This window comes from Bradyrhizobium acaciae (assembly GCF_020889785.1).
Taxonomy (GTDB): domain Bacteria; phylum Pseudomonadota; class Alphaproteobacteria; order Rhizobiales; family Xanthobacteraceae; genus Bradyrhizobium; species Bradyrhizobium acaciae.
This window is the reverse complement of sequence record NZ_JACMYK010000001.1, coordinates 234122-253799: the sequence shown is the minus strand read 5'-3', so window position 1 is coordinate 253799 and position 19678 is coordinate 234122. Positions and strand designations below refer to the sequence as shown.

Here is a 19678-nt window from a genome sequence, read left to right as displayed (position 1 = left end):
TCTCATCACGCCCTAGTTCGACATCAGCACGGCATCGACGCGGCGGCTGTTTCGTGTGCTGATGATGATGGCGCCGTTGCGGATGGCAAACCGTGCACCGACCAGCCTCGGAACTTTTTCGGTCAGCGGTGACGGCAGTGGGATCATTCCGCCGGTGACGGGATCACCGACGTTGATCGACGGCCCCCCTGTGCCGGCCGAAGGCGCGGCCTTGATGTACTCCCTGATCAATTGAATCTCTTCTCGCGAGAGGCTGAGTGCGGGCTGTTCGCTGCTCGCCGCCTTCTTTTCCGCCGCGGCCTTGCTTTCCGCTTCTTCCTGTTGCGCAGCCTCGCGTTTCGCGGCGTCCTGTTCGAGGCGTGCCAGACGTTCCCTCAACGGGACGAGTTCGCGGCGCAGCGCGACGATGTCGGATTTCAGGGAAGAGTTCTGGCCGAGCGAAATCGCTGCTGCAACGCAGGCAACGACCGAGATCAGGCTGAGACATGCAACCGCCAGCCCCGGCAGTCCGACGTCATTGACCGCTTTCCGATCCGGCACGTCGCCCACGGAACGCCGACGCCGCGCTCGCGCAAATCCCGGCATGGTGCTGCGGAGGAATTTTACAAGTCGCGAGAGCCGAGAACCGCTTTGGTCCGTTTCGTGAATGGAGCCAAATGTCGGCTCTAGAACGATCGGGGCATGCGCAAGCAGCTCGGGGGCTGCGGCTGGGCTTGCGGTCGAGGTCGTGCGATCGGCGAGGTCGTGATCCATCGCGCGGGGGATTTGCCGATCAATGTCGTCGGACCGGTCGACAACAGCAGCGCTGACCGCATCGTGTGTGTCGGCGGCAACGATCTCCAGGCGCTCTGCTTGCTGTTCGTCGAGTTCCTGCGCGTTGCGCTCCTGCTCGATGCGTTCCTGTTCGGCGCGGGAAGCTTCAAGCGAACGCAGGAGCGCGAGCCCGGAATCTGTGATCTGTAGTCCGGCTTCATTGATCGAGGCCCATCCGGACTGGAACACGTCGGCGTCGCCAAGTTCGGACGATCGCTTCAACTTCGTGGCCGCATCGCCCGCCGCGATCATGCGCTTGACTTCGCGGCTGACCTCCTCGAGTGGAATCCGCTGCTCGGGTCTTGCGGCCAGCACATTCAAGATCGCCAGATTGAATCGCATGCGGCGCCTCTCGATACCCCATCAACGGTCGGTTGGTGATTCGCGAGTCTCACCGGAGATCGACGCGGGGTTATGATGCCGCAATGGACACCCGTTAGCCAGAGAGCCGAGCGATTGTAGCGAGCCCTAACCGGGCAAACAATCCGGCTCCAGGCGTACGACGGATGGATAAGCTGCTCGCGACCGGCACGCGCCGGGATCATGTCTGCTGAAACGACGCTTCAGAGAAACTCGCGAAGCCTGGAAAGCTCGATCACATGCTCCGGCGACAACACGTCGGGGACGAGGGGAGGCTGCGACCTGGTCCGGATTTCGTAGAGGTGTCGCGTCTTCTCGGGCTTGCTCATGAAATCCCGAATGCAATGGTCGAGCGTACCGTTGACGACCATGTAAGGCGCGCGATCCTCTCGCCGGGAATTGTTGAGAGAAGGCCATTTGTAAAGGTAGGCCGCGGCTTGGAAGTCCACCTGATGAGAGTGGTCGGTCATCCCAAATGTCTATCCGAAAAACCCTGTTCGTCAAAGTCGGCGGCAGATCAGCGGGTCGGCCCGGCCCGGCGAGAGCCGCGTGTCGCCGCGTCGATCCTTGGCAGCGCGTGCCATCGTGGATGTGGAGCGATCTGCCGACGCGCCTCGCGCGGATCCCTTCGCCAGCTGCTGTCGGCCCGCGGCTCCATAGCGTCGCCCGCCGCGACGACAAAAAGCGAGGTTGAGCATGTTCCTGTTTTGTTCTAATGTCCGCGGCTCCGCCCAAGGCGAGCGGCATCGGTCAAGTCAGGAGCGAATGGGGCGAGATGGCAGATGCAGCCACCATCCTTCACGCGGACCTGGATGCATTTTACGCGTCGGTCGAGCAGCTGCTTGAACCGTCGCTGCGAGGCAAGCCGATCGCCGTCGGGGGCGGCGTTGTGCTTGCCGCGTCCTACGAGGCCAAGGCTTTCGGGGTGTATGGCGGCATGTCGGGACGGGACGCGCGCCGGCTGTGTCCGCAACTCATTTTCGTCGGTGGCCACTTCAGCGATTATCAACGGCTGGGCGATGCGGCCATCAAGGTGATCGGTGACTTCACGCCGCTCGTCGAGCGCATTTCTATCGACGAGGCGTTCGCGGACGTTGCCGGCTGCACTCATCTGTTCGGAACGCCCGCCGAAATAGCGGCGACGATCCGGCGGCGGGTGCGCACCGAGCTTGGGCTTCCGATCTCGGTGGGCGTCGCGCGCACCAAGCATCTGGCAAAGATCGCCTCGCAGGTCGCAAAGCCTGACGGGCTCGTCGTCGTTGATCCCGCCGCCGAGCTCAGCTTCCTTCACGCATTGCAGGTTGAGTTGATGTGGGGAGTAGGGCCGGTCACGAGGACGCGGCTGGACGCGATCGGTGTCGCGACCATCGGGCAGCTCGCCGAATTGTCGGAACGTTCGCTGACGCGGTTGCTCGGTCCGGCGGCCGGAGAGAAACTTGCAGCGCTGGCCTGGAACCGCGATCCGCGACAACTCAAGCCGCATCGGCGCGCGCGATCGGCAGGAGCGCAGTCGGCGCTTGGCCGAAAACCCGCGGTCGTGCAGATCATTCGCCCGACGCTGCTTCATCTCGCGGATCGCGTCGCCACGCGGCTTCGGGCGAAAGCCCGGCCCGGACGAACCGTGACGGTGCGCGTTCGTTTCGCCGACATGAAGTCGGTGACGCGCTCGATCACGCTCGATGCGCCGGTGTGCACGACGGTGACCCTCGCCCGGCTCGCCGAGAATCTGGTGCGCGTCACGTTAGCTGACCACCCGGGCGAGAAGATCATCTCGCTGCTGGCGATCTCGGTGTCGCATCTCGAGGAGCACTGGGATCTTGCGCTGGAGCTTCCGCTCGGACTGGCGGATGAAGCGCTACGCCCCGGCAGCCCGACCGCGATGGCCCGCTGGGCGGCCGACTGTGCGATCGACAGGATCCGCGATCGCTTCGGCTGGGAAGCGATCGGATACGGTTCGGCCGCGCTCGAGGCAGTTCGTTCGGTGCCAGACGCGTTTCGCAGGCTGGCCGAGAAAGACCTCTAAGCCCGCTGGTTCACGCGCTTGTCAGCACATTAAGAAATGGCAATTTGGAATCGCAGGCTCGTGAGTGGTGAGCTCACGCGTTCGGTCTATTCTGGGGATGCGGAGGACGAGCCATGAAGTACAGCTCCGAGCTGATCCAGACGATGCGCGATGCGTTGGACACGGTCATGGCAAGTGTGCCGGCGGATCAATCCGTCTTCGGTCTCAAGGCCGCCGTTGCCGAATGCATCCTGCGGGCCGCAGCCCACGGCCAGACGTCGTTCGATGGGTTCGTGACGTCAGCGTCCGATCAGCTTCAATCGATCATCTCGATGCTGACTTGACAGATCGGCTGTGGCAGGCGGGGTAGGCGCTTCGCTTATTTGACGGGCGATCTGCGACAGGCGATTTCCTGCAACGAGTGATCGTCGGCCACTCGTCGCATCGCATTCGAGCTGGATAATCAGGGCGAGCCAATGCCTTGCCGGGTGATCCGGGTGAGGACTTCGTACCCGGGCGGCGTCAGGTGCAGGAGGTCGCCCTTGTAGTTGGCGCACGGCGTCGTCCCGCATGCGACGCTGGAGGCGTCGATCGTTCTGATTCCGAGTTCCCTGCTTCTCCTGCTGAGCTCGGAATTGACATATGCAATGTTATCGGCCGCGCCCTTCATTTGCTCGCCGCGCGGCAGGATATGGATGCTGTAGATCGTGCCGCCCGGCCACAGCGATCTGATCTCACCAAACAGCTTGCGATATGATTCCATCACGCCGCATGGCTTATCGAGATAGATGTTGTTGGTTCCGACCAGCACGACAATGGTCTTCGGCTTGATTTGCCGCAATCGCTCGCGGTCGTGTTCGATGAACCAGAGCGTGTTCTGAATCCTGTCGCGTCCGACGCCGAGATTGGCCACAACGCCGGCGCCAAGCGTCGCCGATAAATCCTTCGGCCACGCCTCGACGAGCGAGTCGCCAAGCATGACTGTTGAGACGTCGCTGGATAGACCGGACACATTTCTTTCATATTTGCGGAGCGCATCCGCATTGTCTGGCACGGTCGGTGATACGGCGAATTGCGTATCGATCTTGTCGCATGCGGATCTCGGGCTCTGCTGCGCTCGGCCCTCGGATGGTAGACAGAGCGCCGCGACAATTGTTAACGTCACTGCAGCATAGAAAATCGATGTCGTTGACGCGGTGTGACGGCGGTCTCCATCGGGTGTGTTCGATGTCATTGAGCGGTTCCATCTGAGGGCGGTCAATCCGATGTCGCTGAACATTTCGATCCTGGGGCAGTCAAACAGCATCCTGAAGGCGGGTTTCTTCCAAAAGTTCCTTGATGCTGACGACGCGATTGCTGTGAAATCATCTGGGAGGATCGGCGCGTCGCCGTCCTTGCTCGGTCCTTACTTCGCCCAGGGCGACTTCTTTCAAGGCTCGGAGTTCTGCATTGTCGATACGTGCGTCATCGATTTTTCGCTCCTTTCGGCCAATGCGATCGACTATTACGATGTCGTGAGATGGGTTGAGTGGATTGGGCATTCTGCCAAACGCGCCAATTGCGAACCGGTTTTCGTCTGCATACCGGTGAGCGACGTCAATGCATCAAGAACGATCATCTCTGCCTGCATCTCGGTCTGCCAGAAGCAGGATTGGTACTACCTTGATGTGAGGGACATCATTGCAGCCGTCGCCAAATCCAGGAACGTGGATGCGAAGGAATTATACGCGGACGGCAGTCATCCGGCCGAATTCCTGTCGGGAGAGATAGCGGCGCACCTTGGCAATTTCTTGACTAAGATAAGAAGTGCGGAGACTGCAACGTGCAAACGCACGTTTGCGTTCGCGGCTTACGAACGCGTCCCCCTCAAGGATCAGATACAGAGCGCGCCGGTCGAATACACCTCGAGGCTGATAACGTTCTCCGGTGCCAGGCTTGAACGCGGAGAGACCTATTCGATCTACGTCGGGTCGGATGCATCGGTCCGTGGCCTCATGGTCAATTCAGCAGCCTGCAAAAGCGTGCTGTCGATCGAGGGAGACAGAGCCTTCTACAAGAACCTGCGCCTCAAGCCCTATCACCCGACAAACTTTGAGGCGAGGCTCATTCCGATTTGCAAGCCAATTCGAGACCATCAGGGCGTCGTCAGGCTATCGCTGACGAACCAGGATGTCCGCATGAGCGATGTTACCATGCATAGCTCGAGCGACGGGAATAACGATGGTTTCATCGAGGCAGCCGATCTCGTCGTCGAGCGCGGATACGATTTGATCACGTACACGACCACTCGGCCCGCCGATCCGGCTTCCATCAGATGGATACCTGATTGATGGCGGCGCCCCCATCGGGGTGGCCAAGGCAATCTTTGTCGCACGACAGATGGACGTGTCTAAGTTTCGCTGAAATGCAGCGTGACGCCTTCTCATAGCATCGCTTAACGGCCCAGGATTCGATGCGGCGTCGGATTGTCCGTAGGCACTCGCTTCGGGCACGCGTGTCCGGTTCTCCCGCTGTGAAGCGGCATCGACTGCATCGTGCATCTTGTTTCACGTCGCGATGGCGGGGGTTGCCAGGCGCTCGACGGCAATGCTGCCGATCGCCGCGCTGCGGCGGATGCGCAACGCGGCTCTGCCAACACCGCCGATGCGTTCGACAAGGATATCGAGCCGCCGACCGGTGTTCGAGGGGAATGAACGTTCAGTAAAATGATTTATTAAACACGGATGCCGGGCCAGGCTTGGTGTTTTTCGCGACCGGCGTAGCGCCGGGTCGCGTTGCCAGGCACATCCGTCAAGACTGAGCGTGAGCTGCGATCTGATTCGTCGTAATTGGAGGTCAGTCGTCGCAGCCTTTCATGTCATCGTGCGGCTGCGATGAGATTCTGCTGCAATACAGCAAAATTCGGCCTCCTTGCGCTCTGCGATGATCCGCGCGGCGATCGTCGCCCGCTGGAAGTCCGCGAGTCCCCATCGCTGCACTGCGGTGGATGCGTTCGTAGCAACGAACGCGGCGAGCCTTTCTTTGGGGCATGCGAGAAACCGCCTTGACGGCCTCCCGAATTTAGTAATACGTTTAGTATTACAAAAACGATAAACATCGCGCATCGAGCAGATGTGTGGGAGGAGCCCAGCCATCCGGACTGCAATGTCCGGGAGCGCTTCGTTTCGCCCTCCATCATCGCTCATCAACTCGTTTTCGAAATCCTCGGCGTCAATCCGGCAGGGATGCGTCGAGCGGGTTAGGTGCTTCAACGATATGGAGGAAATGGATATGCGAAGATTGGGATGGTTACGCAGTACGGCGGCGTCCGTGGTTGTTGCGGCCGCAGCCCTCGGGGGGCTCGGCGGCGGGCAAGCCGCAGCGCAAGGCAAGCAGCTGACACTTTGCTGGGCGGCTTGGGATCCTGCCAACGCGCTGGTCGAGTTGGGCAAGGACTTCACCAAGCAATCCGGCATCGAGATGAAATACGAGTTCGTCCCCTGGACGAGCTACGCCGATCGCTTCCTCAACGAGCTGAACTCTCACGGCAAGCTCTGCGACCTGATCATCGGTGACAGCCAGTGGATCGGCGGCGCCGCCGAGAACAAGTGGTACGTCAAGCTCAACGACTTCTTCGACAAAGAACACATCTCGATGGACGACTTCGTCCCGGCGACCGTCGTCGGCTACTCGCAGTGGCCGAAGAACACGCCGAACTATTGGGCGCTGCCGGCCATGGCTGATGCGGTGGGCTGGACCTATCGCAAGGACTGGTTCGCGCGGCCCGAGATCCAATCCGCGTTCAAGGCCAAGTACGGCCGCGACCTGGCGCCGCCGAAGACCTATGACGAGCTGAAGCAGATCGGCGAGTTCTTCCAGGGCCGCGAGATCGACGGCAAGAAGGTCTATGGCGCCTACATCTTCACCGAGCGCGGCTCGGAGGGGATCACGATGGGCGTGACCAATGTGCTCTACAATTACGGCTTCGCCTACGACAATCCGAAGAAGCCGTACCAGATGCAGGGCATCGTCAACTCGGCCGACGCGGCCAAGGGGCTCGAGTTCTACAAGGAGCTCTACAAGTGCTGCACCGCGCCGGGCATGACCAACGCCTACATGCAGGAAGGACTTGATGCCTTCAAGTCCGGCCAGGTCGCGATGCAGATGAACTGGTTCGCCTTCTTCCCCGGCCTCTACAAGGACCCGAATGTCGGCGGCGACAAGATCGGCTTCTTCGTCAATCCGGCCGGTCCGAAGGGGCATTTCACGCAGCTCGGCGGCCAGGGCATCTCGGTGGTGGCAACCTCCGACCACAAGGACGACGCGCTCGCCTACATCAAGTGGTTCGCGCAGCCTGCCGTGCAGCAGAAATGGTGGCAGATCGGCGGCTACTCCGCCCTCAAGGCCGTGGTCGACGCGCCCGACTTCCCCAAGAGCGCGGCGTTCGCGCCGCAATTCCTGGAGTCGATGGGCATCGTCAAGGACTTCTGGGCCGAGCCGTCCTACGCCCAGCTGCTGCTCGACATGCAGAAGCGGGTGCATGACTACGTCGTCGCCGACAAGGGCACGGCACAGCAGGCGCTCGATCTCCTGGTCAAGGATTGGACCAAGGTGTTCAAGGAGCAGGGCAAGGAAGTCGCCTCGCAATAGACGGCGCCTGTACTCCGCCTGAACTGGCTTCCCCGAGGGCTGCCTCGGGGAGGCCGAACCAGCCCAGCCGATGGACACGATGACGACGATCCTGCAACCCGATCATGCTACGATCCCAGGCGTGAGCACGCCTGCCAAATCCCGCGCCGCCCGGCGGGTCCACGGCCTGTCCGACCGGACCATTGCCTGGCTGTTCGTCGCGCCGACGATCGCGCTGCTGCTTGCGATCAACATCTTTCCGTTGATCTGGATGATCCGGCTGTCCTTCACCAACCTCAACCTCAGCATGTCCTATCTGCCGCTGCGGTTCGTTGGCCTCGACAATTTCAGCGACATCCTCAACGATGAGGACGTCTGGTTCCGGCTGCAGACCACGGCGCAGTTCGTGATCTCGTCGGTGGCGTTGCAGGTGGTCGTAGGCTTCGGCCTGGCGCTTTTGATCAACCGCCAGTTTCGCGGCCACAGCTTCTGGACCACGATCATCCTGCTGCCGATGATGCTGTCGCCGGCAGTGGTCGGCAATTTCTGGACGCTGCTGCTGCAGCCCCAGATCGGTCCGTTCAACTACCTGATCAGCCTGTTCACCGGCGTGCCGCCGAGCTCGTTCAGCATGACCGGGCAGGTGTCGCTTGCGCCGTGGACCATCGTGCTGGTCGATACCTGGATGTGGGCGCCTTATGTCATGCTGATCTGCCTCGCCGGGCTGCGCTCGATCCCGGATTACATCTATGAGGCCGCGGAAGTCGATCGTGCCTCGGCATGGCGGCAGTTCTGGTCGATCACGCTGCCGATGACGGTGCCGTTCCTGATGCTCGCGGTGCTGTTCCGCGCCATCGAGAATTTCAAGATGTTCGACATGGTCAACCTGCTGACCTCGGGCGGGCCGGGCTCGACCACCGAGCTGGTCTCGATCTCGCTGAAGCGCGCCGCGTTCGAGAAGTGGCGCACCGGCTATTCCTCGGCGCTCGCCATCATCCTGTTCGTGACCGTGTTCGGTGCCGCCAACATCTACGTCAAGACGCTCAACAAGGTGAAGCAACGATGACCGCTGCCGCCACCAAATCCACCGCGCATTCCATCGTCGAAGCCTCGCCGCGCGCCAAGGCGTTCGCCAGCGGCCTCGTCATCCTCTATGCCGTGATCACGATCCTGCCGCTGCTGTGGATCGTCGCCACCGCCTTCAAGTCGCAGAGCGATGCCATCGCCTATCCGCCCAAGGTGATCTTCGAGCCGACCCTCGAAGGCTACGTGAACCTGTTCACGGTGCGCACGCGCCAGACGCCGGACTTCATCGCCAAGCTGCCGCCGCCGCAGACCTGGTACGACAAGCTGGTCCGGCAGCGCGACATGGTCATCGCCGGGCCGTCCAAGGTCGTGCCGCGCTTCGTCAACTCGCTGATCATCGGCTTCGGCTCGACCTTCCTCGCGGTCTTCCTCGGCACGCTTGCGGCCTACGCGTTCTCGCGCTTCCGCATACCCCTGGCGGACGATCTGCTGTTCTTCATCCTCTCCACGCGCATGATGCCGCCGGTTGCGGTGGCGATCCCGATCTATTTGATGTACCGGCAGCTCAACCTGACCGACACGCGGCTCGGCATGATCCTGCTCTATACTGCTGTCAACGTCTCGCTCGCGGTCTGGCTGCTCAAGGGCTTCATCGACGAGATCCCGCGCGAGTATGAAGAAGCCGCGCTGGTCGACGGCTACACGCGGCTGCAGGCGCTGCGCAAGGTGGTGTTGCCGCAGGCGGTCACGGGTATCGCGGCGACCGCGATCTTCTGCCTGATCTTCTCCTGGAACGAATATGCCTTCGCGGTGCTGCTGACCAGCGGCGAGGCGCAGACCATGCCGCCCTTCATCCCCTTCATTATCGGCGAGGGCGGACAGGACTGGCCGGCGGTTGCCGCCGCGACCACGCTGTTCGTGGTCCCGATCGTCATGTTCACCGTGCTGTTGCGCAAGCACTTGCTGCGCGGCATCACCTTCGGAGCGGTGCGCAAATGAGCGGCTCTGTGGTTGCCAAAGGTAGTGTAGCGCGCTGGTTCCGTCGCGGGCCGTGGGAGGCCGTTGCGATGACCCTGATCGGAGGCGGCATCGTCATGCTGGTGCAGCCCTGGTCGATCGATCTCTACAGCTACTCGTTCGTGACGATCCTTGCCGGCACGGTCGGCTTCGTCATCGTCAGCCATTTTCCGGAATAGGGCCATGGCACAGATTCGTATCGAAAACCTGCGCAAGTCGTTCGATCAGTTCACCGCGGTGGAAGGTTCGACCTTCACGATCGACGACGGGACGTTCTTTGCAATGCTCGGGCCCTCCGGCTGCGGCAAGACCACCACCTTGCGCATGATTGCCGGCCTCGAACTGCCGACCGAAGGCAAGATCCTGCTCGATGGCGAGGACGTCACGTTCCACCGCGCCGCGGCCCGTGACATCGCCTTCGTGTTCCAGCTGTTCGCGCTCTATCCGCATATGAATGTCGGGGAGAACATTGGCTTTCCCCTGAAGTGTCAGGGCATGGCGAGGCGCGAGATCCGCGAGCGGGTGCAGGAGACCGCGCGGATGTTGCGGATCGAGCATCTGCTGTCGAGCAAGACCTCGAAACTCTCAGGCGGCGACCGCCAGCGCGTCGCGCTCGGGCGCGCCATGGTGCGGCGGCCGAAGGCGTTCCTGATGGACGAGCCGCTCGGCGCGCTCGACGCCGAATTCCGCCATCTGATGTGCGGCGAATTGCGCGACCTGCACGATCGCATCAAGGCGACCACGGTCTATGTGACGCATGATCAGCTCGAGGCGATGTCGATGGCCGATCAGATCGCCGTCATGAACAAGGGGCGCGTCGAGCAGATCGGCACGCCGCAGGAGGTCTATGACCGGCCCGCGAGCATGTTCGTTGCCGACTTCATCGGCTCGCCGCCGATGAACTTCCTGCGCTTCGAAGGCGGCCTGCGATCCGGCGATCGCGCGGTCAGCTTCCACGATACCCGGCTTGCGGTGCCGGAGATCCGCGAGGATCGTGCCAACGCGCCGCTGGCGCTCGGCGTCCGTCCGGAGCATATCCGCTTCGCTGACGCCGGCGCCGTTCGCGGCGAGGTGTTCGGCGCGGAATATCTCGGCACTACCCAGATCGTCACCATCGACACCGCCTATGGACGGGTCGCGGCGCGGTTGTCTTCAAGCGCATCGGTGCGGATCGGTGAAAACATCGGTCTCGAATTCAACGCCGAGCGGTTGGCGCTGTTCGACATCGGCAGCGGGCTTGCGATCCGGACCGCCAATGGGGAGGGCCCGCGCCATGGCTGACGTCACCCTGCGCAACGTCACCAAGCGCTTCGGCGCGGTGGACGCGGTCCGCGACCTCTCGCTGACGGTGAGCGACGGCGAGTTCCTGGTGCTGCTCGGACCGAGCGGCGCCGGCAAGACCACGACACTGCGGCTGATCACCGGACTGGAGACCCCTGATGTGGGCTCTGTCATGATCGACGGGCGCGACGTGACGCACGATGCGCCCGGATCGCGCGATATCGCCTTCGTGTTCCAGCAGTACTCGCTGTATCCGCATCTGACGGTCTACGACAATCTGGCATTTCCGCTGCGCTCGCCGGCGCGGCGGGTGGCGGAGCCGATCATCCGCAAGCGCGTCGAACAGACGGCGGAGCTGCTGCATATCGGAAGCAAGCTGAACAACCGCGCCACCCGGCTGTCCGGTGGTGAGATGCAGCGCGTGGCGATCGGCCGTGCCCTGGTCCGCGATCCCTCAATCTATCTGATGGACGAGCCGCTCTCCTCGCTCGATGCAAAGCTTCGCGCGGAGCTTCGGCTGGAGCTCAAGCGGATCCAGATCGAGCTCGGCGCGACCATCCTCTATGTCACCCACGACCAGGTCGAGGCGATGACGATGGCCTCGCGCATCGGCGTGATCAAGGATGGCCAGTTGCTTCAGCTCGGCACGCCGCGGGAGATCTACGAAAGTCCGTCCAGCAGCTACGTGGCCTCGCGGCTCGGGACGCCGCAGATCAATTTCCTGCCGGCACACCTGCTCTCGGATGTAGCAATACCGTCGGGAACCGAGACGGTCGGCATCCGCACCGAGCACGTTCAGCTCGCCGCGCGCAATGGCGGGCAGATGGTCGGTCGTGTGCACCGGGTCGAGCACCTCGGCGAGCAGAATCATATTCATCTGGACTATAAGGGCGAGACGCTGGTGACGCTGGCCGATCCGCATCAGCCGCTGCAAGCAGGCCAGGAGGTCGACTTGCATCTGGTGCATCCGTTGTGTTTCGACCGTGCGGGGCAGCGCATTGCCACGGCGGTTCATTAGAGGGGCGAGAGGATCGAAGAGATGTCGGTGCCATCAGAGACATTCAAGTCGTTGGTCAAGGCGGCCGCAGAGCAGGTCATCGCCAGCGCGCCGGAGCTGACGAGCCTCGACCAGGCGATCGGCGACGGTGACCACGGGACCAACATGAAGCGCGGTTGCGAAGCCGTGCTCGGCAAGCTCGATGCGATCTCGGCACAGCCGCTCGACGAAGCATTCAAGATGATCGGCAAGACCCTGGTGATGACGGTCGGCGGCGCCTCCGGGCCGCTCTATGGCAGCTTCTTCCTTGCCGCGGGCGAGGCGCTCTCGCACGACAAGGACCTGCCCGATGATCTTGCCGACGTCTTCGGCAGCGCCGTGAACGCGGTGAGCGCGCGCGGCCGCTCGCAGGTTGGCGAGAAGACGATGCTGGATGTGCTAGTTCCCGTGCTGGAGACGTTGAAGACGGCGGCCGGCCAGCCGGATCTGATCGCGCGGGTGCGCAGCACGGCGACCGAAGCGGCCGAACGGACGGCACCGATGCAGGCCACCAAGGGGCGCGCTTCGTTCCTCGGCGCGCGCAGCGTCGGCCATGTCGATCCCGGCGCGCGGTCGAGCTGCGTGCTGGTGCATGCGGTGTGCGCGGGCCTGGAGGCACGCGCATGATCGAGACCGTGGGGATCGTGATCGTCTCGCATTCCAGCGACATCGCCAAGGGAACCGCCGACATGGTGCGGCAGATGGTCGGCACCGAGGTCAAGGTGGCCTTCTGCGGCGGTAATCCCGACGGAGGATTGGGCACCAGCGTGCCGCTGATCATCGACGCCATCAATGCCGCCTGGTCTCCCAAGGGGGTCGCGGTGCTGGTCGATCTCGGCGGCGCCGAGACCAACAGCGAAATGGCGGTCGAGATGCTGGAGCCTGCGCGGCGCGATCTCGTTGTCGTCTGCAACGCACCGATCGTCGAGGGCGCCGTGATGGCAGCAACCGAGGCGGCCGGCGGCAGCACGCTGGCGCAGGTCAAGGCCGTAGCCGAGGAACTCTCTGCCGACTGAGATGTCGGCGAAGTGATGATGGATGATGAGCATGCTTGATAAAGCGGACGGACAGATATTCACCGGCAGCGTACGACTGGTGCACGCGGTAGGCATGCACGCGCGCCCGGCGGTCAAGCTGACCAAGCTCGCCAAGAAATTCCAGGCTCAGATCTCGGTGCGGGTCGCCGGTGCGCCCGAGTGGATCAATGCCAAGAGCGTGGCCAAGATCATGGCGATGCGCGCCGCGCACGGCAGCACGATCGAGATCAAGGCGTCGGGCAGCGATGCCGAGGCGGCCATTGCTGCGCTGGTCGATCTGGTCGCCAGCGATTTTCCGGATGGAGCAGGCTAGCATGCAGGGCAGCGCTGCAGGACTGGCTTACCGCGGCAGGACCGCCTCGATCGGCTTTGCCCATGGTCCGCTGGTCCGCGTCGATGCAGGCGCGGGTGGCGAGCGGGTCGCCGGCACGCTGGTCGAGGAGGCGCTCGCGCTCCGGAAGGCGATCGATCTCGCAAGCGGGCAGATCGCCGATCTTGCCGCCAGCGCCGGCGGTGAAGCCGCGCAGATCCTCGAATTCCAGGTCGCGTTGCTGGAGGATGAGGATCTGATCGAGGCGATCTTCGCGTCGATCGGCGAGGGGCGTCCGGCCGACGTCGCATGGCGCGCGACGCTCGACGAGCAGATCGCGGCGTACAACTCGGCGGAGGATGAGTATCTGCAGGCCCGCTCGTCGGACCTTGCGGATTTGCGCGACCGCGTGGTCCACATCCTGCGCGGCGACGCGGGCGAGCCGCTGAAGATCCCAAGTGGCGGCGTCGTCTGTGCCGACGATCTGCCGCCGTCGCGCTTCCTGGAGATCGACTGGTCCGGCGGTGGCGGGCTGGCACTGCTGCACGGCAGTCCGACCAGCCATGTCGCGATGCTGGCGCGTGCGCGCGGCATCCCGATGGTCGTGCAGCTCGGCGCCATTCCGGATGCCGGCGCCACTGCGCTGCTCGACGGCGAAGGCGCGACGCTGGAGCTCGATCCGAGCGCCGAGCAGGTGCGCATTTTCGAGAAGCGGCGCGAAAGCCATCGCAAGAGCAGGGCATCCGCGCGGGCGATCCTGCGGCGGCCGACCGCCTCATGGCGCGGCGAGCACATCAAGCTCCTGATCAATATCCAGCGCGTCGACGACCTCGATCATGCGGATGCGCAATATGCCGACGGCATCGGTCTGATGCGGACGGAATTTTTGCTCAGCAGGCGGAGCGAGCTGCCGGACGAAGAGACCCAATTCCAGGCCTATGATTCGGTGTTGCGCTGGGCCGGCCAGCGGCCGGTGACGATCCGCACCTTCGACGCCGGCGGCGACAAGCCGGTGCCCGGCTTTACGTTCGACGGCGAAGCCAATCCGTTCCTCGGCGTGCGCGGCCTGCGGCTCTGCCTGGCGCGGCCGGAGATTTTTACCGTCCAGCTTCGCGCGCTGGCTCGTGCCGCGGTGCGCGGCAATCTCAAGGTCATGTTTCCGATGGTGACGTCGGCGGACGAGCTCGAGGCGGGGCGCAAGCTGTTCGCTGACATCGTGCAGCGCTTGCAGGCGGACGGCATTGCCGCAAAGCTTCCCGAACTGGGAATCATGGTCGAAGTCCCGGCAGCGGCCCTCGCGATTGCGAGCTTCAAGGCCTCATTCTTCTCGATCGGCTCGAACGATCTCGCGCAGTATGTCCTGGCCTGCGATCGTTCCAACGGAGCTCTCGCCCCCCTGATGGATCCCCTGCATCCCGCAGTGCTCGAACTGATTGCACGGACCGCGGAGCACGGCCGCCGCGCCGGCATCAGCGTCAGCCTGTGCGGCGACATGGCCGGCGATCCGCGCTGTCTTCCGGCACTGCTGAACTGCGGTCTGCGCGAATTGTCGGTGAACGCCTCGGCGCTGGCGCAGATCAAGCAGACCATCGACCGTCTGAGCAGCGGAGGCAGTGTTGGCTGACACGGCGGCCGATGAAGCGCCCGAAGCCGGCGCGGTTGCGGTCTACAAGCGCATCTTCAAGGAAGTACTGGAGAGCCGCCCGTCCGGCATGCGGCTGCGCCTCGCCCATGCCATGGGCAAGAACCGCAGCTTCGTCAGCCAGATCAGCAATCCGGCCTATCCGGTGCCGATCCCGGTGCAGCACCTCAACACGATCTTCGATGTCTGCCACTTCCCGCCGCAAGCGAAGACCGCTTTCCTGCGCGCCTATGCCCGCGCGCATCCGCGTCGGGTCGGCCGGCTGAGCGAGGGATCGCACGAGCGGACGTTGACACTGCATCTGCCGGATCTCGGCAGCGCCAAGCGCAATGCCGAGCTCGACACGCTGCTCCAGGAGTTCACACGGCGCCTGATTGGCATCATGCGGGAAAAATAGGCGAAAACGCCGCACGGACGAAGCGGGGAGGACATCATGAAGAAGTTTATCAATGCGGTCGACAACGTGCTCAACGAGAGCCTCGACGGCTTCGCGGCCGCGCATGCCGATCTGGTCGCGCTGGGCGCCGAGCGTAAATTCGTTCGTCGCCGCGAGCTGAACCGCAACAAGGTCGCGCTGGTCTCGGGCGGCGGCAGCGGGCATGAGCCGCTGCATGCGGGCTTCGTCGGCTACGGCATGCTGGACGCCGCCTGTCCGGGACAGGTGTTCACCTCGCCGACGCCGGACCAGATCGTCGAGGCCGCCCAAGCGGTCGCGGGCGATGCCGGCGTGCTGTTCATCGTCAAGAACTATGCCGGCGACCGCATGAACTTCGAGATGGCGGCCGAGATCGCCGAGGGCCGCACCGCCACCATCGTGACCGATGACGACGCCGCGGTCGAGAAATCCACCTACAGCATCGGGCGCCGCGGCGTTGCCGGCACTTTGATCGTCGAGAAGATCGTCGGTGCGGCCGCCGAGAAGGGCGCCGATCTCAAAACCTGCGTCGCACTCGGCGAACTCGTCAACGCGCGGACGCGTTCGATGGGCGTGGCGCTGACCAGCTGCACGGTGCCTGCCGCGGGCACGCCGACCTTCGCGCTCGGCGAGGACGAAATGGAGATGGGCGTCGGCATCCACGGCGAACCAGGCCGCCGCCGCGTCAAGCTCGAAGCCGCCGACGCCATCGCATCGGAAATGACGACCGCCATCGCAGAGGACCTCGCTGCGCCCACGGGCTCCGAGGCCCTGTTGCTGGTCAACGGCTTCGGCGGCACGCCGACGATCGAGCTCTATCTGATGTACAATGCCGCGCGCCGCATGCTCGAGCAGCGCGGTCTCCGCATTGCCCGCTCGTTGGTGGGCAGCTACGTCACCTCGCTCGACATGGCGGGGTGCTCGCTCACGGTGACTCTGCTCGATGCCGAGACGGCCGCATTGTGGGATGCCCCGGTACGCACGGCGGCGTTGAAATGGTGATCTCTGCCGCGAGCGCGAGGTAAGGCGGCGCAGGTCGTCACGAGTTACCTTGATCGGTACGCCCGGACACCGCCGAAAACGCACGCCGCAAGGCAACTGCGGCAAAAACGCCTGCACTAGCGCCGATGCCTTTGACGAACATGTCCTTCACGTATCCATGCCTGCCGGCGAGCAGCCTTTGAAGGAGTTCGAAGCCGACGACCACGGCTAGAAGTGTAAGCAGGATCGGCAGAACGTGCTTCGGATATGCGAACGAAAATACGGCACCGACAACGAACAGCGCCGCAAAACGATCGATGTTCGGCGATATCAACGTGTGGGGACGGAATGCCAGCGATGTATCGGTGACGATGAAAAGGCCGAGGATCAAAGTCCAAGCCAAATAACGGAATATGGTTTGTGTCATCCTTGCCGGCACCAATCGCGAGCAATCTACACGACGTCTCGAAATGCTCAATGGGCCGCGTTGCGGTGCGCGATACACGCACTATTCCCTGTGCGCCGGGGGCAGAACGGGCAATCGCGTGCGTTTCGGCTAACTCAGCGGTACGCGTTGATGCTCAATCCGATCGGGAATGTCGGTTGAGTCGTTGAATTCGCAAGACTATTTGCGGGCGGCCGGCGCGGGCCATGTCTCCGCCATACTGACGATTCCGATCGTTGGCCGAACTGTGCGGAAGCTCCGTCTACTGACGAAATTCGTTGGTCAGCTCGCCGATTCCATCGATCGCGACGGTGACCGTATTGACGGGCTGTTTCATCACCCCGACGCCGATCGATGTCCCGCAGCAGATGAGGTCGCCCGGCAACAGCGTCATGTCGTGTGAGATCTTGCTGACCAGCACCTGGGCACTGAAGATCATGTCGGCAATCGGGTAGTTCTGACGTTCCTCACCGTTGAGGATAGTGCGCACCACGAGACTTGCGGGATCGAGGCCCGAGGCGATGACGGGACCGAAAGGGCCATATCCGTCGCAGCCCTTGGCCCGTGCCCATTGCGGGAAGGTCGGATCGCGATTGAGAATGTCCGCGGCGGTGACGTCGTTGGTGCAGGTATAACCGAAGATGAAGGCGTCGGCCTGTTCGGGCGCGACGGCGGTGCAGCTCTTGCCGATGACGATGCCGAGCTCGCCTTCGTAGGTCGTCTTGCCGTCGTAGCCTTGGGGGCGCTTGATGACGGCGCCGGGCGCGGTCACGCTGGTCGGCGCTTTCAAGAGGTACAACGGTTCGGCCGGCTCAGGCGATTTCAGCTTGGCCGCAAGTGCGTGAAAATTGTTCCAGAGCGCAATGATCTTGCTCGGCTGGGTCGGAGCCAGCAGCTCGACATCGTCAAGCGCCAGCGTTCGTCCGGTCGGTCGTGCGTCGCCGAACATCTCTCCTGCGTGCACGGAGATGCCGAATGGGGTGAGTTGTCCGAAGCCGATTTCGGCACGGTGGCGGAAGCGGACCCAGCGCGTAACGTTGCCCATCGCGATCACGCCACCGCAAGCGATTGTGCTTCGGCGGCACCGGCCGACCCGTCATAGAGGCCTGCCAGCCTGGTGCGCTGCGCGACCAGCGCCAGCACCGCGTCGAGGGCGGGCGTCGCAATTCCGGTCATCCGACCCATCTCCTGCACCACGGTGATCAGCGGATCGATCTCGACGGGGCGTCCACGCTCGAGATCCTGCAGCATCGAGGTCTTGTGCGCGCCGACCTTGCGTGCGCCCTCGATGCGGCGTTCGACGTCGACCCGGAACTTGACGCCAAAGCTTTCCGCGATCGCCTGGGCCTCCAGCATGATCGCCCTGGACAGCGCGCGCGTGCCGGGATTGCTGCAGATCACGTCGAGGGTCGCGTGGGTGAGGGCGCTGATCGGGTTGAAGCAGACATTGCCCCACAGCTTGAGCCAGATCTCGTCGCGGATGCGCTCGTGGACCGGCGCCTTCATGCCCGCCGCTGCGAACAGGGCGGATAGCCGCTCGACATCAGGTGTGATCTCGCCGGAGGGCTCGCCGAGCGGAAAGCTGTTACCGTAGACGTGGCGGATGACGCCGGGCGCCTCGATTTCGGTGGCGGGATAGACCACGCAGCCGATGGCGCGCGCAGGATCGAGCTCGCTCCACTGCCGCCCGCCGGGATCGATGCTCTCGAGCGCCGATCCTTCGTGCCGCCCGCCATGCTTGTAGAAATACCAGTAGGGAATGCCGTTGACGGCGGTGACGATGCGGGTCCGCTCACCCAGCAGCGGCCGCATCGGTTCGATGACGCCGGTGATCGAATGCGCCTTGAGACAGATGATGACGAAATCCTGCTCGCCGAGTTCGGCGGGGTTATCCGTGCAGCGCGGATGCACCACGCGCTCATCTTCGCCGATCAGGAGCTTCAGCCCGTTCTGCCGCATCGCGGCAAGGTGCGCACCTCGTGCGACCAGGCTGACATCGGCGCCTGCGCGCATCAATTCGACACCGAGATAGCCGCCGATAGCACCGGCGCCGTAGATGCAGATCTTCATGAAATCCTCTCGAGCAGAGTAGGGACTCAGCATGAGCCGCAGCGGCTCGAACCGGGTTGCGTGGCAATGGCCTTGGGGAAATCCGTCAGGCCGCGCAGGCGGCTTCCTCCAGGGCAAAGCCGATGTCCCGCATGCTCACGACGCCGACGAGCCGGCCGTTGTCGATGACGGGGATGTGCCGGATGTCGTGACGAACCATCAGATGCTCGACATCGGTGAGCGCGTCCTGCGAATTGCAGGACAGCAGCGGCCGCGGCGAAATGAACTGCGCGACCTTCGCAGCAAGACCACCGGTGCCGCGCTCGGCGATGACAGCGACGACATCGCGCTCGCTGAACATTCCGACCACGGCGGCGTCGACGCTGCGCGAGACGTTCCTGACCACGAGTGCGCCGACATTGCTCGCGTACATCAGGTTCGCTGCAATGCTCACGGTTTCGCTCGAGCCGATCGTCACGACGTGCGCACTGTTGGTGCGAAGGATGTCCCCGACATACATGGCATGTCCTCTCGGTTGGGTTGCTAAATACCAATCGTGGTATACATTATCCCAGAAGTCAAACAAAGAATCGAAACATTTTGCAAGAGAAATGGCAAAAATGCTGACCCATTCACGAGCGTTGCCGCCTTGACTC

23 protein-coding genes are annotated in these 19678 nt (G+C 63.2%); 16 read left to right on the top strand and 7 right to left on the bottom strand.

Annotated elements, in window-relative coordinates; all coding sequences use genetic code 11:
* Positions 1-12 precede the first annotated feature (12 nt).
* Both H8A92_RS01170 and H8A92_RS01165 read right to left on the bottom strand, forming a co-directional pair.
* Entirely contained in the window at positions 13-1155 is a 1143-nt protein-coding gene (locus tag H8A92_RS01170) for a hypothetical protein (RefSeq protein ID WP_229194039.1), read from the bottom strand.
* Positions 1156-1376: 221 nt separating this feature from the next.
* Positions 1377-1643, bottom strand: coding sequence for a hypothetical protein (locus tag H8A92_RS01165; RefSeq protein ID WP_229184768.1), 267 nt, complete (start codon positions 1641-1643; stop codon positions 1377-1379).
* A 305-nt stretch (positions 1644-1948) separates the two neighbouring features.
* Here H8A92_RS01165 and dinB point away from each other — a divergent pair, with 305 nt between their 5' ends.
* Positions 1949-3196, top strand: a complete 1248-nt coding sequence (gene dinB / locus H8A92_RS01160; RefSeq protein WP_229194038.1) for a DNA polymerase IV — start codon at positions 1949-1951, stop codon at positions 3194-3196.
* Between the two features lie 113 nt (positions 3197-3309).
* Positions 3310-3519 (top strand): hypothetical protein, encoded by a 210-nt coding sequence (locus tag H8A92_RS01155; RefSeq protein ID WP_229184770.1) that lies wholly within the window; start codon positions 3310-3312, stop codon positions 3517-3519.
* Between the two features lie 119 nt (positions 3520-3638).
* On the opposite strand, the gene H8A92_RS01150 is transcribed toward H8A92_RS01155, so the two are convergent.
* Complete coding sequence (locus H8A92_RS01150) at positions 3639-4454, bottom strand: GDSL-type esterase/lipase family protein (RefSeq protein ID WP_229194037.1); 816 nt, start codon at positions 4452-4454, stop codon at positions 3639-3641.
* On the opposite strand from H8A92_RS01150, the gene H8A92_RS01145 reads away from it, so the two are divergent.
* The 14 genes from H8A92_RS01145 (at position 4441) to dhaK (ending at position 16549) form a co-directional block, all read left to right on the top strand.
* Entirely contained in the window at positions 4441-5505 is a 1065-nt protein-coding gene (locus H8A92_RS01145; protein WP_229194036.1) for a hypothetical protein, read from the top strand. The two genes, H8A92_RS01150 and H8A92_RS01145, sit on opposite strands and share 14 nt — an antisense overlap.
* 204 nt (positions 5506-5709) lie before the next feature.
* Positions 5710-5868, top strand: coding sequence for a hypothetical protein (locus H8A92_RS01140; protein ID WP_229194034.1), 159 nt, complete (start codon positions 5710-5712; stop codon positions 5866-5868).
* A gap of 577 nt (positions 5869-6445) precedes the next feature.
* Entirely contained in the window at positions 6446-7804 is a 1359-nt protein-coding gene (locus H8A92_RS01135; protein WP_229194032.1) for an ABC transporter substrate-binding protein, read from the top strand.
* Positions 7805-7874: 70 nt separating this feature from the next.
* Positions 7875-8849: a carbohydrate ABC transporter permease gene (locus H8A92_RS01130; protein ID WP_229194031.1), complete on the top strand. Its 975-nt coding sequence runs from the start codon at positions 7875-7877 to the stop codon at positions 8847-8849.
* Positions 8846-9808 (top strand): carbohydrate ABC transporter permease, encoded by a 963-nt coding sequence (locus tag H8A92_RS01125; RefSeq protein ID WP_229181708.1) that lies wholly within the window; start codon positions 8846-8848, stop codon positions 9806-9808. The genes H8A92_RS01130 and H8A92_RS01125 overlap by 4 nt, the downstream gene beginning before the upstream one ends.
* 68 nt (positions 9809-9876) lie before the next feature.
* Positions 9877-10005, top strand: coding sequence for a hypothetical protein (locus H8A92_RS41155; RefSeq protein WP_420831274.1), 129 nt, complete (start codon positions 9877-9879; stop codon positions 10003-10005).
* Between the two features lie 4 nt (positions 10006-10009).
* Positions 10010-11107, top strand: coding sequence for an ABC transporter ATP-binding protein (locus H8A92_RS01115; RefSeq protein WP_229194030.1), 1098 nt, complete (start codon positions 10010-10012; stop codon positions 11105-11107).
* Positions 11100-12125, top strand: coding sequence for an ABC transporter ATP-binding protein (locus H8A92_RS01110; RefSeq protein ID WP_229194029.1), 1026 nt, complete (start codon positions 11100-11102; stop codon positions 12123-12125). The genes H8A92_RS01115 and H8A92_RS01110 overlap by 8 nt, the downstream gene beginning before the upstream one ends.
* Positions 12126-12146: 21 nt before the next feature.
* On the top strand, positions 12147-12770 hold the full coding sequence (dhaL, locus tag H8A92_RS01105; RefSeq protein ID WP_229194028.1) for a dihydroxyacetone kinase subunit DhaL: 624 nt from the start codon (positions 12147-12149) through the stop codon (positions 12768-12770).
* A complete protein-coding gene (dhaM, locus tag H8A92_RS01100) occupies positions 12767-13159 on the top strand; it encodes a dihydroxyacetone kinase phosphoryl donor subunit DhaM (RefSeq protein WP_229194026.1) in 393 nt (130 codons plus the stop codon). Before dhaL ends, dhaM begins: the two co-directional genes overlap by 4 nt.
* A 31-nt stretch (positions 13160-13190) precedes the next feature.
* Positions 13191-13493 (top strand): HPr family phosphocarrier protein, encoded by a 303-nt coding sequence (locus H8A92_RS01095; protein ID WP_229194024.1) that lies wholly within the window; start codon positions 13191-13193, stop codon positions 13491-13493.
* Position 13494: 1 nt separating this feature from the next.
* A complete protein-coding gene (gene ptsP / locus H8A92_RS01090; protein ID WP_229194023.1) occupies positions 13495-15114 on the top strand; it encodes a phosphoenolpyruvate--protein phosphotransferase in 1620 nt (539 codons plus the stop codon).
* Positions 15107-15529 (top strand): hypothetical protein, encoded by a 423-nt coding sequence (locus H8A92_RS01085; RefSeq protein ID WP_212023350.1) that lies wholly within the window; start codon positions 15107-15109, stop codon positions 15527-15529. Before ptsP ends, H8A92_RS01085 begins: the two co-directional genes overlap by 8 nt.
* 36 nt (positions 15530-15565) lie before the next feature.
* Positions 15566-16549, top strand: coding sequence for a dihydroxyacetone kinase subunit DhaK (dhaK, locus tag H8A92_RS01080; protein ID WP_229194021.1), 984 nt, complete (start codon positions 15566-15568; stop codon positions 16547-16549).
* A 37-nt stretch (positions 16550-16586) separates the two neighbouring features.
* Here dhaK and H8A92_RS01075 read toward each other — a convergent pair whose 3' ends face one another.
* From H8A92_RS01075 to H8A92_RS01060, 4 genes are all read right to left on the bottom strand, one after another.
* On the bottom strand, positions 16587-17033 hold the full coding sequence (locus H8A92_RS01075) for a VanZ family protein (protein ID WP_476695692.1): 447 nt from the start codon (positions 17031-17033) through the stop codon (positions 16587-16589).
* 202 nt (positions 17034-17235) lie between these two features.
* Positions 17236-18018 carry a fumarylacetoacetate hydrolase family protein gene (locus H8A92_RS01070; RefSeq protein ID WP_229194017.1) on the bottom strand — a complete coding sequence of 261 codons (783 nt, stop codon included), beginning with the start codon at positions 18016-18018 and terminating at the stop codon, positions 17236-17238.
* A gap of 5 nt (positions 18019-18023) precedes the next feature.
* Positions 18024-19043, bottom strand: coding sequence for a 2-dehydropantoate 2-reductase (locus tag H8A92_RS01065; protein WP_229194015.1), 1020 nt, complete (start codon positions 19041-19043; stop codon positions 18024-18026).
* An 85-nt stretch (positions 19044-19128) separates the two neighbouring features.
* Entirely contained in the window at positions 19129-19542 is a 414-nt protein-coding gene (locus H8A92_RS01060; protein ID WP_229194056.1) for a CBS domain-containing protein, read from the bottom strand.
* Between the last annotated feature and the right edge of the window lie 136 nt (positions 19543-19678).

What these genes read in the sequence shown, in the direction of transcription:
- H8A92_RS01170 (WP_229194039.1), bottom strand. Translation starts at nt 1,155, where the DNA reads ATGCGATTCAATCTGGCGATCTTGAATGTGCTGGCCGCAAGACCCGAG.
- H8A92_RS01165 (WP_229184768.1), bottom strand. Translation starts at nt 1,643, where the DNA reads ATGACCGACCACTCTCATCAGGTGGACTTCCAAGCCGCGGCCTACCTT.
- dinB (WP_229194038.1), top strand. Translation starts at nt 1,949, where the DNA reads ATGGCAGATGCAGCCACCATCCTTCACGCGGACCTGGATGCATTTTAC.
- H8A92_RS01155 (WP_229184770.1), top strand. Translation starts at nt 3,310, where the DNA reads ATGAAGTACAGCTCCGAGCTGATCCAGACGATGCGCGATGCGTTGGAC.
- H8A92_RS01145 (WP_229194036.1), top strand. Translation starts at nt 4,441, where the DNA reads ATGTCGCTGAACATTTCGATCCTGGGGCAGTCAAACAGCATCCTGAAG.
- H8A92_RS01150 (WP_229194037.1), bottom strand. Translation starts at nt 4,454, where the DNA reads ATGTTCAGCGACATCGGATTGACCGCCCTCAGATGGAACCGCTCAATG.
- H8A92_RS01135 (WP_229194032.1), top strand. Translation starts at nt 6,446, where the DNA reads ATGCGAAGATTGGGATGGTTACGCAGTACGGCGGCGTCCGTGGTTGTT.
- H8A92_RS01130 (WP_229194031.1), top strand. Translation starts at nt 7,875, where the DNA reads ATGGACACGATGACGACGATCCTGCAACCCGATCATGCTACGATCCCA.
- H8A92_RS01125 (WP_229181708.1), top strand. Translation starts at nt 8,846, where the DNA reads ATGACCGCTGCCGCCACCAAATCCACCGCGCATTCCATCGTCGAAGCC.
- H8A92_RS41155 (WP_420831274.1), top strand. Translation starts at nt 9,877, where the DNA reads ATGACCCTGATCGGAGGCGGCATCGTCATGCTGGTGCAGCCCTGGTCG.
- H8A92_RS01115 (WP_229194030.1), top strand. Translation starts at nt 10,010, where the DNA reads ATGGCACAGATTCGTATCGAAAACCTGCGCAAGTCGTTCGATCAGTTC.
- H8A92_RS01110 (WP_229194029.1), top strand. Translation starts at nt 11,100, where the DNA reads ATGGCTGACGTCACCCTGCGCAACGTCACCAAGCGCTTCGGCGCGGTG.
- dhaL (WP_229194028.1), top strand. Translation starts at nt 12,147, where the DNA reads ATGTCGGTGCCATCAGAGACATTCAAGTCGTTGGTCAAGGCGGCCGCA.
- dhaM (WP_229194026.1), top strand. Translation starts at nt 12,767, where the DNA reads ATGATCGAGACCGTGGGGATCGTGATCGTCTCGCATTCCAGCGACATC.
- H8A92_RS01095 (WP_229194024.1), top strand. Translation starts at nt 13,191, where the DNA reads ATGCTTGATAAAGCGGACGGACAGATATTCACCGGCAGCGTACGACTG.
- ptsP (WP_229194023.1), top strand. Translation starts at nt 13,495, where the DNA reads ATGCAGGGCAGCGCTGCAGGACTGGCTTACCGCGGCAGGACCGCCTCG.
- dhaK (WP_229194021.1), top strand. Translation starts at nt 15,566, where the DNA reads ATGAAGAAGTTTATCAATGCGGTCGACAACGTGCTCAACGAGAGCCTC.
- H8A92_RS01070 (WP_229194017.1), bottom strand. Translation starts at nt 18,018, where the DNA reads ATGGGCAACGTTACGCGCTGGGTCCGCTTCCGCCACCGTGCCGAAATC.
- H8A92_RS01065 (WP_229194015.1), bottom strand. Translation starts at nt 19,043, where the DNA reads ATGAAGATCTGCATCTACGGCGCCGGTGCTATCGGCGGCTATCTCGGT.
- H8A92_RS01060 (WP_229194056.1), bottom strand. Translation starts at nt 19,542, where the DNA reads ATGTATGTCGGGGACATCCTTCGCACCAACAGTGCGCACGTCGTGACG.